This is a genomic window from Phreatobacter sp. GW821-FHT04C01, from assembly GCF_059420385.1.
On sequence record NZ_JBWKTP010000003.1, the window covers coordinates 629,231 to 644,050 of the forward strand.

General features: G+C 65.7%; 13 protein-coding genes and 1 tRNA gene. 8 read left to right on the plus strand and 6 right to left on the minus strand.

Going from position 1 to position 14,820, the window contains the following annotated elements:
• The first annotated feature begins 198 nt into the window (after nt 1-198).
• The 4 genes from AC07WJ_RS14675 (at nt 199) to AC07WJ_RS14690 (ending at nt 4,143) form a co-directional block, all read left to right on the plus strand.
• Nucleotides 199-1,092, plus strand: coding sequence for a DMT family transporter (locus AC07WJ_RS14675; RefSeq protein ID WP_494935321.1), 894 nt, complete (start codon nt 199-201; stop codon nt 1,090-1,092).
• A gap of 344 nt (nt 1,093-1,436) precedes the next feature.
• The gene (locus tag AC07WJ_RS14680; RefSeq protein ID WP_494935322.1) at nt 1,437-2,996 is read left to right on the plus strand and encodes a 2-isopropylmalate synthase; all 1,560 of its coding nucleotides are present in this window, start codon (nt 1,437-1,439) and stop codon (nt 2,994-2,996) included.
• A 9-nt stretch (nt 2,997-3,005) separates the two neighbouring features.
• Complete coding sequence (locus AC07WJ_RS14685; protein ID WP_494935323.1) at nt 3,006-3,911, plus strand: ROK family protein; 906 nt, start codon at nt 3,006-3,008, stop codon at nt 3,909-3,911.
• 156 nt (nt 3,912-4,067) lie between these two features.
• A tRNA-Lys gene (locus tag AC07WJ_RS14690) sits at nt 4,068-4,143 on the plus strand.
• Between the two features lie 94 nt (nt 4,144-4,237).
• On the opposite strand, the gene AC07WJ_RS14695 is transcribed toward AC07WJ_RS14690, so the two are convergent.
• Nucleotides 4,238-4,450: a hypothetical protein gene (locus AC07WJ_RS14695; protein WP_494935324.1), complete on the minus strand. Its 213-nt coding sequence runs from the start codon at nt 4,448-4,450 to the stop codon at nt 4,238-4,240.
• 404 nt (nt 4,451-4,854) lie between these two features.
• Here AC07WJ_RS14695 and AC07WJ_RS14700 point away from each other — a divergent pair, with 404 nt between their 5' ends.
• Nucleotides 4,855-5,826, plus strand: a complete 972-nt coding sequence (locus tag AC07WJ_RS14700) for an acyltransferase family protein (RefSeq protein ID WP_494935605.1) — start codon at nt 4,855-4,857, stop codon at nt 5,824-5,826.
• 160 nt (nt 5,827-5,986) lie between these two features.
• Here AC07WJ_RS14700 and AC07WJ_RS14705 read toward each other — a convergent pair whose 3' ends face one another.
• The 4 genes from AC07WJ_RS14705 to AC07WJ_RS14720 all read right to left on the minus strand — a co-directional run bounded on the left by AC07WJ_RS14705 (nt 5,987) and on the right by AC07WJ_RS14720 (nt 11,068).
• Nucleotides 5,987-6,346, minus strand: coding sequence for an alpha/beta hydrolase (locus AC07WJ_RS14705; RefSeq protein ID WP_494935325.1), 360 nt, complete (start codon nt 6,344-6,346; stop codon nt 5,987-5,989).
• 128 nt (nt 6,347-6,474) lie between these two features.
• Complete coding sequence (locus tag AC07WJ_RS14710) at nt 6,475-7,737, minus strand: thiolase family protein (RefSeq protein ID WP_494935326.1); 1,263 nt, start codon at nt 7,735-7,737, stop codon at nt 6,475-6,477.
• A 110-nt stretch (nt 7,738-7,847) separates the two neighbouring features.
• Nucleotides 7,848-9,098, minus strand: a complete 1,251-nt coding sequence (locus AC07WJ_RS14715; protein WP_494935327.1) for a cytochrome P450 — start codon at nt 9,096-9,098, stop codon at nt 7,848-7,850.
• 41 nt (nt 9,099-9,139) lie between these two features.
• Nucleotides 9,140-11,068, minus strand: coding sequence for a class I adenylate-forming enzyme family protein (locus AC07WJ_RS14720; protein ID WP_494935328.1), 1,929 nt, complete (start codon nt 11,066-11,068; stop codon nt 9,140-9,142).
• Nucleotides 11,069-11,235: 167 nt separating this feature from the next.
• On the opposite strand from AC07WJ_RS14720, the gene AC07WJ_RS14725 reads away from it, so the two are divergent.
• Nucleotides 11,236-11,901 carry a TetR/AcrR family transcriptional regulator gene (locus AC07WJ_RS14725; RefSeq protein WP_494935329.1) on the plus strand — a complete coding sequence of 222 codons (666 nt, stop codon included), beginning with the start codon at nt 11,236-11,238 and terminating at the stop codon, nt 11,899-11,901.
• A 48-nt stretch (nt 11,902-11,949) separates the two neighbouring features.
• On the opposite strand, the gene AC07WJ_RS14730 is transcribed toward AC07WJ_RS14725, so the two are convergent.
• On the minus strand, nt 11,950-12,909 hold the full coding sequence (locus tag AC07WJ_RS14730) for a LysR substrate-binding domain-containing protein (RefSeq protein WP_494935330.1): 960 nt from the start codon (nt 12,907-12,909) through the stop codon (nt 11,950-11,952).
• Nucleotides 12,910-13,059: 150 nt separating this feature from the next.
• Here AC07WJ_RS14730 and AC07WJ_RS14735 point away from each other — a divergent pair, with 150 nt between their 5' ends.
• The gene (locus AC07WJ_RS14735) at nt 13,060-13,758 is read left to right on the plus strand and encodes a hypothetical protein (protein ID WP_494935331.1); all 699 of its coding nucleotides are present in this window, start codon (nt 13,060-13,062) and stop codon (nt 13,756-13,758) included.
• Nucleotides 13,759-13,797: 39 nt separating this feature from the next.
• Nucleotides 13,798-14,811, plus strand: a complete 1,014-nt coding sequence (locus tag AC07WJ_RS14740) for a PDR/VanB family oxidoreductase (RefSeq protein WP_494935332.1) — start codon at nt 13,798-13,800, stop codon at nt 14,809-14,811.
• Nucleotides 14,812-14,820 lie beyond the last annotated feature (9 nt).

The following is a 14,820-nucleotide window of genomic DNA, read 5'->3' on the forward strand; positions in this document are numbered from 1 at the left end:
CGTCGACGGAGTCGCCGCCCGAAGAAAATGAGAGCGGCGGCACGAGGCCGCCACGGAGGGCGGTCTATACGCAACAGGCCCCCGGTCGTCAACAGCAAACGGGCCGGCCCTGCGAAAATCGCGGAGGACCGCCGGTGGCGGCCCATCTAGAAGGGGGAACCCGGCGCGTTCGGCCGCACAGGCGCATCTCGAGATCCGATGGCTTTATCGTCCTCCCGCAATTTCGGCCTGGTCGCCTTCTGGATGGCCGGATCGCTCCTGTCCTTCTGTGCCGTCGCCGTGTCGGTCCGCGCGCTCAGTGTCCGGCTGACCGTGTTCGAGATCCTGGCGCTGCGCAATATCGGCGGCCTGGTCATTCTCGGCGCCATGGTGCTGATCGCGCGCGAGCCGGGCATGCGGCTGAGGCCCGCCAAGCCGTGGATCCATGTCCTGCGCAACGTGCCGCATTTCGCCGGCCAGGGGCTCTGGGCCTATGGCCTGACGGTGCTGCCGCTGACCACCGTCTTCGCCATCGAATTCACCACGCCGGCCTGGGTGGCGCTGTTTGCCGTGCTGTTCCTGGGCGAACGGATGAATGTCTCGCGGCTGATCGCGCTCATCCTCGGCTTTGCCGGGGTCTTGGTCATCCTGCGGCCGGGCATGGACAGCTTCCGCCCCGAGGCGCTGCTGGTGGCGCTTGCCGCGGTCTGTTTCGGCATCCAGATCGCCACCACCAAATTCCTCACCAGCTCGAATTCGACCTGGACCATCCTGTTCTGGATGAACCTGATGCAATTGCCGCTGAACCTTGCCGCCGATGTCGCGATCGGCCAGCCGCTGTTCTTCCTGGCCAAGCTCGATGCGTCGCTCTGGCTGCCGGTGGCCGGCATCTGCATCTGCGGCCTCACCGCGCATTACTGCCTGACCAACGCCTTCCGCCATGGCGACGCCATCGTGGTGATCCCGATCGACTTCCTGCGCGTGCCGCTGATCGGCCTGATCGGCTGGCTCGTCTATGCCGAGCAGCCGGAGCTGGCCGTGCTGATCGGCGCGGCCATCGTCATTTCCGGCGTGCTGATCAATATCTATGCCGAGGCGCGCGCCCGCGCGTGAGGCCGTGGGCGCGCGGGTTCTTGGCGGGCCGATCGCGCCGCCCGGCCGTCTTGCCTCTTGCGCCGGTCCCCCTGGATCGGTTAGGCAGGAAGCCAACTGCGGCCTTGCCCGCATCTGTCGAGGATGGTTTTCGTGCCGATCGCGCGTGCTCCAGCACCGGTCCGCATTCGCGCATTCTGCGCCACCCCCTCGCTTTCGCTCCTTCTGCTTATTGGCCCCTGAGCACCGACAGGGCCGTCCGGCCTTGGCGCTCAGGGGAAATGCCACGCACCCGAATCCTCGGGCTCGCGATGTCCTGCGCCTGAGAGCGCAGCCGCCGGCCCGCCTCTAGGAAGGACCAAGCCATGACCACCTCGTCCAAGGACCGCGTTCTGATCTTCGACACCACGCTGCGCGACGGCGAGCAGTGCCCCGGCGCGACCATGACGCTGGAAGAGAAATTGCAGGTCGCCGACCTGCTCGACGAAATGGGCGTCGACATCATCGAGGCCGGTTTCCCGATTGCCTCGAACGGCGATTTCGAGGCCGTCCAGGCGATCGCCGGGCGGATCAAGCAGGCCACCGTCACCGGCCTTGCCCGCGCCGGCATGGCCGATATCGACCGGGCGGGCGAAGCGGTACGCCATGCCGTCAAGCCGCGCATCCATACCTTCCTGTCGACCTCGCCGGTGCATATGAAGCACAAGCTGCAGAAGGAGCCCGACCAGGTCCTGGACATGGTCATCGCCTCGGTGGCGCGCGCCCGCAACCTGGTTCCCGACGTCGAATGGTCGGCCGAGGACGGCACCCGCACCGAGCACGACTTCCTCTGCCGCTGCGTCGAGGCGGCGATCAAGGCCGGCGCCACCACCATCAACATCCCCGACACGGTCGGCTACACCGCGCCGCACGAATATAAGGCGCTGTTCGAGATGGTGCGCGCCCGCGTGCCCAATTCGGACAAGGCGATCTTCTCGGTGCATTGCCACAACGACCTGGGCATGGCGGTCGCCAATTCGCTGGCCGGCGTCGAGGGTGGTGCCCGCCAGATCGAATGCACCATCAACGGCATCGGCGAGCGGGCCGGCAATGCCGCGCTCGAAGAGATCGTCATGGCGATCAAGACGCGCAACGACATCTTCCGCTACGACTGCGGCATCGAGACCAAGATGCTCACCCGCGCCTCCAAGCTGGTCGCCGCCGTCACCTCCTTCCCGGTCCAGTACAACAAGGCGATCGTCGGCCGGAACGCCTTCGCCCATGAGAGCGGCATCCACCAGGACGGCATGCTGAAGAACACCCAGACCTACGAGATCATGACGCCCGACTCGGTCGGCGTGAAATCGACCTCGCTGGTGATGGGCAAGCATTCCGGCCGCAACGCCTTCAAGGACAAGCTGAAGCACCTCGGCTACACCCTGTCCGACAACCAGCTGGAGGACGCCTTCGTCCGCTTCAAGGATCTCGCCGACCGCAAGAAGGTGATCTACGACGAGGATATCGAGGCGCTGGTCGACGAGAAGCTGGCCAACTCCCATGACCGCATGAAGGTCATGTCGTTGTTGGTCGTGGCCGGCACCATGGGCCCGCAGGCGGCGACCCTGACGCTCGACCTCGACGGTACGCATCGCACGGTGCAGGCGACCGGCAACGGCCCGGTCGACGCGGTGTTCAACGCCATCAAGGCGATCGTGCCGCATGACGCGACCCTCGAGCTCTACCAGGTCCACGCGGTCACCGCCGGCACCGATGCCCAGGCGGAGGTCTCGGTGCGCCTGCAGGCCGAGGGCCAGAGCTTCACCGGCAAGGGCGCCGACCCGGATACCCTGGTCTCCTCGGCCAAGGCCTATCTCTCGGCGCTCAACAAGATGATCGCCAAGCAGGAACGGCTGCACCCCCAGCGCGCCATCGAGGCGGCGGAGTAGCCGTCCCCGATGCGTATCGGCATCGATCTCGGCGGCACCAAGATCGAGATCCTGGCCCTTGACGATGGGGGCCGGGAGCTCGTGCGCCGCCGCGTGGCGACGCCCCAGGGCGATTATCCCGCGATCCTGCGCGCCATTGGCGGCCTGGTCGACGGCGTGGAGGCCGAGCTCGGCGAGAGGGGCACGGTGGGCGTCGGCATTCCCGGCGCCGTCTCGCCGGCGACCGGCCTGGTCAAGAACGCCAATTCGGTCGCGCTGATCGGCAAGCCGCTCGACAAGGACTTAGGCTTGCTGCTGGGCCGCGCGGTGCGGCTGGAAAACGACGCCAATTGCTTCGCGCTGTCCGAGGCGGTCGACGGCGCCGGCCGCGAGGCCCATGTGGTGTTCGGCGTCATTCTCGGCACCGGCGTCGGCGCCGGCATCGCGATCGGCCGGCGGATCCTGCGCGGGCGCCACCTGATCGCCGGGGAATGGGGCCACAACCCCTTGCCCTGGCCCTCGGTCGAGGAGGTGGTCAACGCGCCCGGCTGCTATTGCGGCAAGCGCGGCTGCATCGAGACCTGGCTCTCGGGGCCCGGGCTTGCGGCCGATTTCGGCCGCGCCTCCGGCCGCCGGCTGGCCGCCCCCGAGATCGTCGCCGCGGCGGAGCGGGGCGAGGCGGCCGCGGCCGAGGCCTATTGGCGTTATGTCGACCGGCTCGGCCGGGCACTGGCCCATGTCATCAACATTCTCGATCCGGATGTCATTCTCCTCGGCGGCGGCATGGGCAATGTCGACCGGCTCTATGCCGACCTGGGCGAGGCGATGCGCGCCCATGTCTTTTCGGATGCGGTGGACACGCCGGTCGCCAAGCCGCTCCACGGCGATTCCTCCGGCGTGCGTGGCGCCGCCTGGCTCTGGCCGCCGGCCTCGTGAGGCCCGGTCGGGCGCCGGCGACGGCCATCGCGTTTAACCCTGTCCAGGGTGATCCACACATCTTGTGAAAAATCCTGCGGTGGTGTTCTGGACATGCGTATTCGTCTCTGCTAGTCACCGCGCTCCCGCAACGGTCTCGGTCGCGGCGGGACGGATGGGTGATTAGCTCAGTTGGTAGAGCAGCTGACTCTTAATCAGCGGGTCGAAGGTTCGAGTCCTTCATCACCCACCACTTAACCCCTTGTCGCTGCTGGCGAATTCGGGTTTTCCCAAAAGAACGATGTGAGAACGTAAGACTTCGAAAAAGTCTTACGTAAGACTTTTGATCACGCCTCGTTCTCGCCCTCGGGCTGTTCGTCCGCCACCATTGGCATTTCACACTCGCCGCAGATCAGCTTGGCGCCGGGCTTTGCCCATGCGTGCTGGTCGCAGCCGGGGCAGGTGAAGCGGATCTTGCTCGCGGCCTTGGCATCGTCCCACAGCTCAACATAGAGCGGATCGAGGCCCAGGGTGACCAAGTCGGCGATAGGGGCGCCCAAAACCGGCAATATCTGTAAGCATCTCGCCGATCGTCCGCGGCATTGTCGCGGCCTGATTTTCGGCGGTACCGTCCTCTTCTTCGGCTATCGCGCCTCGGTGAAGATCCGATGTCCACGATCCAGAGGCCCTCGACGCTCAGATGATGACCCATATCCGCGACCGCGAAAGTCGGGTCACGCGCCACTCTATGCCGTCGCGGCGAGGCTCGATTGCACCACTGAGGACGACGCCGCCATCAGGGTAGATATCCTGCTCGTCAGACGGATCTTGGAGCGCGCGACCTGTCGGCTGTCGTGAGGTTCGGTGCGGTGCATGACCCTGCGGGCGTCTCCGTCTTCGATTGGCGCGGCGTGTCGCTCGGGGCACGCGACGGCCTTTTTGGCGCCGGCGCAGCTTGCGCGCGATGATCGTCGGGCTCTATCAATGCGGCCGGGCTGACAATCAGACGCGACGACGCGGGGCGGGAATGGCAGGGCATGAACGTATCGGTGCCCTCGACGGCCTGCGTGCGATCGCCGTGGGCATGGTGATCGCCCACCATCTGGCGACCCACTCATCCATCGCCGTGCCGCTACCCGACGATTACTTCAACCATCCATGGGTCGTTCTGGGGCGCGTTGGGGTTTACATATTTTTTGTCATCTCCGGCTTCGTCATCGCCCGGAACATGATCGCCGAGGACGCACGGGAAGGCAGGATCTCGATCGCGGGCTTTTTCATCCGCCGCGCATGCCGCATCTTGCCTCCGCTGGCCCTGTATCTGCTGGTGGCCAAGGCCATGGCCGGCCTGGGCGCCATAGAGTTGAGCAACCAGGACGTGATGCGGGCCGCGCTCTTTACCTGCAATCTGACGTGGTGCGACTGGTGGGTCGTTCACACCTGGTCTCTCGCGTTCGAGGAGCAGTTCTACCTGTTATTCCCCTTGATATTCGTTTTCGGTTTCAAAGGAAGGTGGCTGGGGCGTATCGTCGTCGTGGGGCTCGTCATTGCCGGACTTGCTTGGGTCTACGCAATCGAGGGCGAGATCCTCTACCCCTTGCGCGGGTTTGTTTTCATATCGATCGGCGTGCTGGCTGCCGTCTTGGAGACGCCTCTGCGCTGGCTGATAGGGTGGCTTCGGCCGGTTCAGTGGCTCGGCGTCGCGCTCTCCTGGCGGCCATTGGTCGAGATCGGTCGCAGGTCCTACGGCATATATCTCTGGCAGCAATTGGCGACGGGTCCATATGCCGGCGCTGGCACGGGCTTTTATTTGCTCACCATGGCCGTCTGCCTCGTCTGGTGCTGGCTGTCGTTTCGATATTTCGAGCAACCGCTGATCCGGTTCGGCGCGCGGCTATCGCGTCGCGAAGCGAGGCCGGCCGCCGCCGCGGCTTAGACCGAGGCTGGCAAGGACAACCCCGCCCTCGTGCTGGCGCAAAAGGCCATCGAACTCTCGTGGCTTTCTCCATGCTCATGGCATGGATGATGGGGTCAAAGGCTTCCGGCGCCGGCTGGATTTGCCGGGGCTGTGAGCTGTCCGGCCGCAGACCCGCCGTTCAGGCCAGCCGGTCGGCCGCCTTGCCGGGGATCGCGCCGAGAGAGGCGCCGATGGCGACTGGCCTGGCGCCGAAACGCCGTTCGATCTGTTGCCCGAGAGACGCCGCTTCCGTCCCATACTCGCGGCAACCGTAGGCGCCGCTGTCGACCCAGGCGCTGTCGCCGTGACCGCGCTGGTCCACGGCAATGGCGGTCAAGCCACGCTCGGCCAGTCTGCGCGCCGTGCCCTGCCAGGCTTGACGGGTCTGGCCGCCGCTATGCAGCAGCAGCGCGACCCGCTCGCCATGGCCATAGACATCGCCTTCGAGCCTGTTGTCTTCGATCCCCGCGAAAGTCACGGGCCGCGAATGGGGCGACATGGAAACCTCGATCGGGAATGACGAGATCGGATGCGGCCGTCGGCGCATGTCCGGGCGATGAACCCGACGGCGGTTTCCCGCGCCGGAATGCCGGCGGCCGGATTGGGCCACGACGCGGTCCCGCCGCATCAACCGGCGGCAGGACCTTCGAGGATCGTGACCGCGCAGGCGGCTTCGTCGAAGCCGACGACGCCTCCGCCGTTCTCGGCAAGTCCGATCCGCGCGTTCCTGGCCTGTCGCGCGCCCGCTTCGCCACGCAGCTGCAGCACGAGTTCATGGATCATCGACAGGCCGGTGGCTCCGATCGGATGCCCCTTGGAGACGAGGCCGCCGGAGAGGTTGACTGGACGTTCCCCGCCCAGCGTGGTGGCGCCGGAGGCCACATAGGCGCCACCTTGCCCCTCCGCGCAGAACCCGAGCATCTCCACCTGATAGATCTCGCAGAACGATGTCGCGTCATGGACCTCGGCGATGTCGATATCCGCGGCGGTCAGCCCCGCCATGCGATAGGCCTTGGCCGCGGCGACACGCGAAAGGCCGGGCTCGTCGAGCAAGCGATACTTGCCTCCCGCCATGGCGCTGGCCCGGATCTTGACCGCGCGCTGCCTGACCCGCGCCGGCAATCCGGCCAGATAGTCTTCCGAGCAGACGAGCGCGGCCGCCGCGCCGTCGCCGATCGGGGCACACATGCTGCGCGTCAACGGATGGCTCACGTCACGATCGGCCAGGACTTCGTCGGTCGTGACCTTGAAACGGTACTGCGCCAGCGGGTTGAGGCTGCCATGGGCATGATTCTTCGATGCGCCCGCCGCGATCTGGCGTTGCGTCGTCCCATGGCGCTTCATGTGATAGGCGGCCTGCATGGCATAGGTATCCATGAAGATCGTGCCGCCCTTTTCTTCCGGCGCGAAGGGCTTGCCGCAAGCGGCTCCGGCCTGTTGGTAATAGGTCCGCCATTCGTCCGCATCGAGGCAATCGATGCCGCCCGCGAAGAGCTCCCGGGTGCGGCCCGGATCGTCCGGGACGAACGTTTTCTCGACGCCAATCGCCAGCGACAGTTCGGCATCGCCCGAGACGATGTCTTTCCAGGCGCCGTGGAGGGCCTGCGATCCGGTGGCGCAACCCCCTTCGACGTTCATCATGGGAACACGTTCCGGAAACAGGCGATCCCGCACCAGCGGCGCGAAGCAGACCTGTCCGCGGATGTTGCGTTGCCCGAACGAGCCCATTCCGCAATTGCCGAACCAGGCCATCGCAATGTCCCGGCCATCGTCCAATCCGGCGTCGTTCAGGACGGCGAGATAGATCTCGCGCGTCAGCGCCTTGAAGCCCGTCTCAGGCTTTTTCCCGAAAGCGCTGCAGGCGGTCGCGATCACATAGGCGTCGCGCATCGTTGCCCTCCATGTCCGGGCGTTGATCGAACGTGCCGGTACGCCGGCCACGGTGAAATCGGAGCGCTGCCGTGGCTTGGCGCGTCATGGCACGAGGTGGAGATGGGGCCTCACCACAGGCGCACCGGCATCGATTTCAGCCCGCGCAAAATGAGCGAATCGCGCCACTCCAACGGCTCGGCGTTGACCATGGCGATACCGGGAAAGCGTTCGATCAGTCGCAACAGCGCGATCTGCGCTTCCAGCCTGGCGAGCGCGGCTCCCAGGCAGAAGTGAATGCCGTGCCCGAATGTCAGGTGGGCGTTGGGCGTGCGGCCGATATCGAAACGGTCGGCATCGGCGAATTGTTCGGGATCCCGGTTCGCCGCGTTCACGAAGGCGAAGACGCGCTGTCCTTGCAGCAGGCGTTTGCCGCCGAACTCGACATCGGCGGTCACGACGCGTGCCAGGGCACCGCTCGGACCGTCGTAGCGAAGCCACTCCTCGACGGCGGGCTCGATCAGCGCCCGATCGGACTTCAGGCGCGCCCATTGGTCGGGAAATGTCAGGGTATAATACAAGCCGTTGCCGAGCAGGTTGGTCGTCGTCTCGTGGCCCGCGAACAGCAGCAGGATGCAGGTCGCGATCACCTCGTCCGCGCTCAGCCTGTCCTGGTCGTCCTGCGGCGCGACGAGCTGGCTGATGATGTCGTCCCGAGGGGTGGCTGCGCGTTCCACGAGGATGCCGCGAAAGTAGTCCGCCATCGCCTTGGCTCCGGCTTCGGCACGCGCGTATTTGTCGGCAGAGGCTCGGGACGTGCCGATGAAGAGCGCGATATCGTCGGACCACCGCTTGACGTCGTAAAGGTCGTTTCGAGGCACGCCGATCAGGTCCATCATGACCGTCGCGGGCAGCGGATAGGCGAAATCCGCGATCCAGTCGACGGCACCGGTCCGGCGCGCCTTCGCTTCCATGTCGTCGAGGAGCAATCCGACGATCTGCTCGATGGTGGTCGCAAGCGCCTTCACCGAGCGGGGCGTGAACGCCTTGGTGAACAGCCGGCGCAACCGCGTGTGTTCGGGCGGATCGCGGAAGACCATCCAATGTCCGAGATAGGTCATCAGGTTGGCATAGGTCCCGGGACCATTGGCCGAGGTGGCCGCGAAGAACGGCGCCAGGCGGTTCGCGGAAATGTCGGAATTGGCGACCGCCAGGCGCTTCACATCGTCATAGCGGGTGATGATCCAGGCCTTCATGGAAGGCGACCAATGGATTGGATCCGTCGCGCGCAAATGCGCGAACTGAGGAAATGGATCCGCGTTGATCGCAGGGTCGGCGAAGTCAAAACTCGGCATCGGAAGAAGTGTCCTCTTCATGCGCATGTGTCTCGGGTCGTTGCCGTCAGCGCAGGCCACGGCCCGGCTCAGCGGTCCCGGCGGAACCGGGCTTCGCTCGGCGTGGTCAGCGCCGTGACGCCGTGCGTCTCGACAATTCCGGCGATGCTCCGTCCCGTCGTGCTGCGCTGGGCCAGCTCCGACAGGGCCGCGCGCGGGGTCATCGCTTCGCCGTCGATCTTCAAATGCGGCATGTCCATCAGGGCAGGCGGCATGCTCCCGCAGAACGCACCGAAACGCGACGAAACCTCGTCGTCCGTGTCGCCCCAGAAATCGACGAGGGGTCGCTTGAGCGTCTTGCCCGCGGGGTTGGTCGGCAAGGCCTTGGCGAAGACGATATATTCGGGGGTCTCGTAGCGTGCGAGATGCTCAGCGCAATGGTCGCGCATCTCCTGCTCGGTGGCGCTCTGCCCCGGCTTGAGCACGATCACCGCCTTGAGGCGCTCCGAAAAAACGTGATCGGGCACTCCGACCACCGCCACCCTCAGCACTTTCGGGTGCAGGAACAGCTTGTTCTCGACCTCGATGCAATAGACGTTCTGGCCGCCGCGCACGACCATGTCCTTCTTGCGGTCGAGCAGCCAGAGATAACCCTCGTCGTCGATCTTGGCCCAGTCGCCCGACAACACGAAACCATCGCGTCGGAAGACCTCGGCGGTCTTGCCCGGCTCTTCCCAGTAGCCGGCGTTCGTCTGCTGGCCGCGATAGGCGACTTCGCCGATCACATTGGGTTCGACAATCTCGTTGCCGGCATCGTCGAAGATCGCGATGTCGGTGTTCGGTGTCGCCAGGCCGCAACTGGTGATCTTGCGGATCGCATCCTCGGTGGGCAAGGCGAAGCCGAGCGCGGTGCTTTCGGAAACCGAGCCGGCATTGACCATGGCAACGGGTGAGAATTCCTCGTTCAACTGGTTGATATAGGTTTCCGAGGCGGCGTGCCCGCCGAAGATGATCTTCTTCAGCGTCGAGCAATCGTGGCTGCGGAATTCCGGGTGATTCATCATCATCCAGAGCATGATCGGCGCCGCCACCGCCCAGGTCGCCCGCTCCTTCTCGATGAGCCTGATCGCGTCCAAGGGTGTGAATGCGGCCATGACCACGCATGTGCCGCCGGTGAGCAGTGCCGGCATGAAGTCGGCGTAGACGGCCGTGTTGTGATAGAGCGGCGGCATGCACAGGTTGATGTCGTTCGCGTCGAGGCCCTTGGCGACGACCACGATGTTCTGCGCGCAGCCGAGCGCGTTGATATGCATCGCCGTCGTGCCCTTGGGCGCGCCGGTCGTGCCCGAGGTGAAGGAGATCGCGCAGGGATCCCATTCATCGATCGTCTCTTCCGGCACAGGTTCGACGCCCGGCTGGGTCAGGAGGGAGAAGGGGAGGGTTCCGGCCGGCGCGGCCTCGCCGGTGGCGAAGACGACCTGGACGCTATCGAGTTGGGCCCGCACTGCCTGCAGCTTGTCACCCCAGATATCAGGCGAGACGATCAGCGCCTTGGCTCCGACCTTGTTGATCTGGGCCGCCAGCCCTTCCGCGGTGAGGCCCAGATTGACCGGCACCGCGATCCCGCCGAGCTTCAGGATGGCGAGGTAGCCGATGACGTATTCGGGACAGCCCGCGGTCAGCAGGCACAGGCGGTCGCGCTTGGCGAAACCATGGTCGCGCTTGAGCCGGGCCGCGACAAGGTCGACCTGCACTCCGACCTCGCGCCAGGTCATTCTCTGGCCGCCGGGATGGAAGACATAGGCTTCGCGGTCCGGCAGGCGGGCGACATTGGCCGCCAGGCAGGCGACGATGTTGCGCGGCCGGTCGCGATAGGCCCAGATCTCGGTGCCCTCCCAGACGATGCCGCGTCCCATCGGCGCTTTGATCCGGGTGACGGTCTCGGCGAGCTCCGGATAGGCGTCGCGCCAGGATTTGCCCCTGCCGCTGGCAGGCCCTCTCACGTCCCAGGCACCCATGACTTCTCTTCCCTTTCCCTAGACACGACGTCGCCCGACATGGAAGCGGGCGTTAGCGACATGGCTCTGCGCGTCGGCGCAAACCAAACAATCATTTGTTTTTTGAGTCAACCGGCGTTATCGACGAGGCGTGCCCCGCACGGTAATAGGTTCGCTCGGTGCCGCACGTGGCCGGAGCCAAGCAGATGACCTCGACAGAGCCCAAGCGTGCCCGTTCCCCATCGCCTCGCCGGTCTCGTCCCGCGAAGGCGGCGGCGTGGTCGGGGGGCGATGAACGGCAGGGCTCGACGGGGGCCCGCCGGCAGGTCCTGATCAACCAGGCGGCGCGGCTGTTTGCCAGCAAGGGCTATGAGCACACCTCGATGCGCGACATAGCGGCGGCCGTCGGCATCCTGCCCGGCTCGCTGTACCACCATTTCCCGTCCAAGGAGGATCTGTTCGTCGCCGTCTATGCATTTGCCGTCGCGCAGACGCTCGACACGGTCACCAGGGCCATGGCGGGCTATGACGATCCCTGGGCGCGGCTGGAGGCCGCGTGCATCGCGCACCTGCGCAGCCTCCTGGAGAAGAACCGCTTTGCCGTGGTCCTGATCTCACACCTGTCGACCGACAGCCTGCCGCGGCGCGAGCAGACGGTCGTTCTGCGCGACAGCTACGAGGCCGTGTTCAAGAACCTGGTCGCGGAATTGCCGCTGCCGGCCGAAGTCGACCGGCGCATCTTCAGGCTGGGCCTGCTCGGCGCGTTGAACTGGGCGATCACCTGGTATCGCCCCGATGGCGAAACGCCGGCGGAAATCGCTCGGAAGCTCCTCGGCGCGCTCCGGCGCGAATAGCCGGACTGGGGCGCTGCACGCCGCCGGCTTGCCGCGGCCGCCCCTCTCTCAGCGATCTTGCACAACCTGCCGCGCACCACCCCCATGCCGCAGGCCCGCCGACAGGGAGCTCTGTTCCCTGGCGATCGAAACGATCCAGGCCCGCAGGTCGGGTCCGAACGGCTTGGCCAGGGCGGAGCGATCCCAGGCCAGGAAATAGGGTTCGGACAGTTTCAGGCGGCGGTCGAAGGGGACGACGAGACGGCCGGCGTCGAGATCGTCGGCGATCATCGAGAGCTGCGCCAGGACAAAGCCGCGCCCGTTCATGGCCGCGTCGATGGCCGAACTGGACAGGGAAAAGGTCAATTCGCCGTGGGGGCCGCGCGGTTTCGCTCCGATGCTTTCCGCCCAGTCGGACCAGTTGGGTGCGGCCTTGTGATCGGCGTCCCATTCGATGCCCAGAAGCGGCAGCTCCAGGATGTCCAGGGGGCCGGCGAGCGGATGCCGGTCAAGGAAGGCCGGCGAACAGGCCGGGACCACCCAATCGGTGAACAGCACGACATAGTGGTCGAAGGCCCGGATCCGGTTGCCATAGGATATGCGGAAGTCGATCGAGCCGTCGCCGAGAAGCGGTTCGGATCCCGTACCCAGCAGCCGGACATTCGCGTCGGGATGGGACAATTGCCAATCGACCAGGCGAGGCCCCACCCACTTGTTCGCCAGTGACGGCAGGCAGCTCAACACCAGGCCGCCCTTGGCCCGCAGGCGAAACAGGTCGTCCTGAGCACTGCGGAGCTTGTCGAACCCGGCGGCGATCTGGCCGTGATAATGCCGGCCCCACGCGGTCAGTTCGACACTCTTTCCGCGCCGCTCGAGCAAATGCAGATCGAGCGCTTCCTCGGCCTTGCGCAATTGCTGGCTGACGGCGCCGGGGGTGACGCCGAGCTCGGCGGCGGCGTCGGTGACGCTGCCCAGCCGGCCGAAGGCCTCAAAGGCCTGCAGGGCCTTTAGTGGTGGCAGCTTGACCAACCTGTCCTCCCGCGCGGCATGTCCTCATTTTAGTATTTCTAAAACAGAAGACAATTCTAAACGCTGTGTCCGTCGCAATGCCCGACCTACCATCATGCTCCAAGTAGAGATCAAGCGCCGAGCACGTATCGGCGAATTCTGGAGGGAAACATGGTGGATGTCAGAAGAGTTCGGGGTGGAAACGGGCTCGATGGAATCAGCGACGAGGTCGACCAGATTCTGGATTCAGTCTTCCAGTCAACCCGGCGAGCGACGGAATCGTTCTTCGCCTCCTATGACAAGAATCCGGACCCCAAGATCTTGGCGTCGTGGCTGGAGCCGCGCGCGTGGCGAGAAATAGACTATGTCTTTCTGCTGAACGAGCAGATCCGCCGTTATGGCATGGGCTTCTCGCGCAGCCATATCACGCTCCTCGCCAAGCAGTCGTTTCAGGAGGCCGAGCACTACGAGGCGGTCGGCAAGGCGATTGAATCGCTGGGCGGGACCGTACCGACCTCCGTGCCGCCGGAGGCCCGGCCCTGGAGCGAGTTCCTGTGGGACTGCCTCGAGCGTCACCCGCTGGCGGCGATCGCCGCCTGGAACACCTCCGAGACCTCCGCGTCGGGCAGTTTCGAGCCGACATTCCTGGCCGGCGAGCGGCACGGATTTGACGAGGTCGTCCGGATCTACAAGCAGATCGAGATCGATGAGAAGTTCCACGTCGGCCTCGGCCGCCAGATCCTGTCCGCCTATGCCAGGACCGACCACGACCGCGACGAAATCCTGCGGGCGATGAGAGGCATGCGCGACATCGCCTGGAAGACCTTCACGCCCGAATCCGTGGCCGGAGCCCGGCGCGCCGCCGGCTGACGCGCCGGGGCTTCGCCATGGCGAGGTCCCACGCTTTCGATGACCCGCTCGGAAAGGTTCAAGGTGATGAACGACATGGCGCCAGGCCGATCACCCCGGACGGGGCAGGCCAATGCCGTCTTCGACGTCAAGGTGATGTCGGTGAACGTCGAGGCGGACGGGGTCCTGTCCCTGGACATGGCCGCCGCTACGGGCGGGCCGCTGCCGGCCTGGACGCCGGGGGCGCATATCGACGTGGTCCTGCCGGGCGGATTGATCCGGCAGTACTCGTTGTGCGGCGATCCCGGGCATGCCGACAGATGGCGTATCGGCGTGCTGCGCGAGCCGGGCAGCCGCGGCGGATCCCGGTTCATCCATGACGAGGTTCGGCCGGGAGACATCCTTCAGGTCGCCGGACCCCGGAACAATTTCGAATTGGCCGGAGCCGGCCGCTATCTCTTCGTCGCCGGTGGCATCGGAGTGACACCGATCCTGCCGATGCTCCGGCAGGTGGCTTTGGCGGGCAGGCCATGGGCACTGCTCTACGGTGGCCGCACGCGTGGCTCCATGGCCTTCCTGGCGGAGATCGACGGCCTGGCCGGTGGCGAGGTCCATATTGTCCCGCAGGACGAACGCGGCCTTCTCGATCTCCAGGGTTTTCTCGGCGCCCCCGGGGCCGACACGGTGGTCTATTGCTGCGGTCCCGGGCCGCTGATCGATGCGGTGGAAGACATCTGTCGGACCTGGCGCGCCGGGGCCTTGCATCGCGAGCGGTTCGCGCCCGGCGCCAGGCCGGCGCGCGAACCGGGATCTTTCGAGGTCCATCTCGCACGCTCCGGACAAAGGCTCACCGTGCCCGCCCGGCGCAGCCTGCTCGCGGTGCTGGAAGATGCGGGCCAGAAAGTCACCAATTCCTGCAGGGCGGGCATATGCGGCACCTGCCTCGTCAAGGTTCTCGCCGGCACTCCCGAGCATAACGACGACGTCCTCAGCGATGCCGAACGTGCCTCGGGGACGGTGATCCTGACCTGCGTCTCGCGTGCCGAATCCGAACTTCTCGTGCTCGACCTCTGAGGGGACATC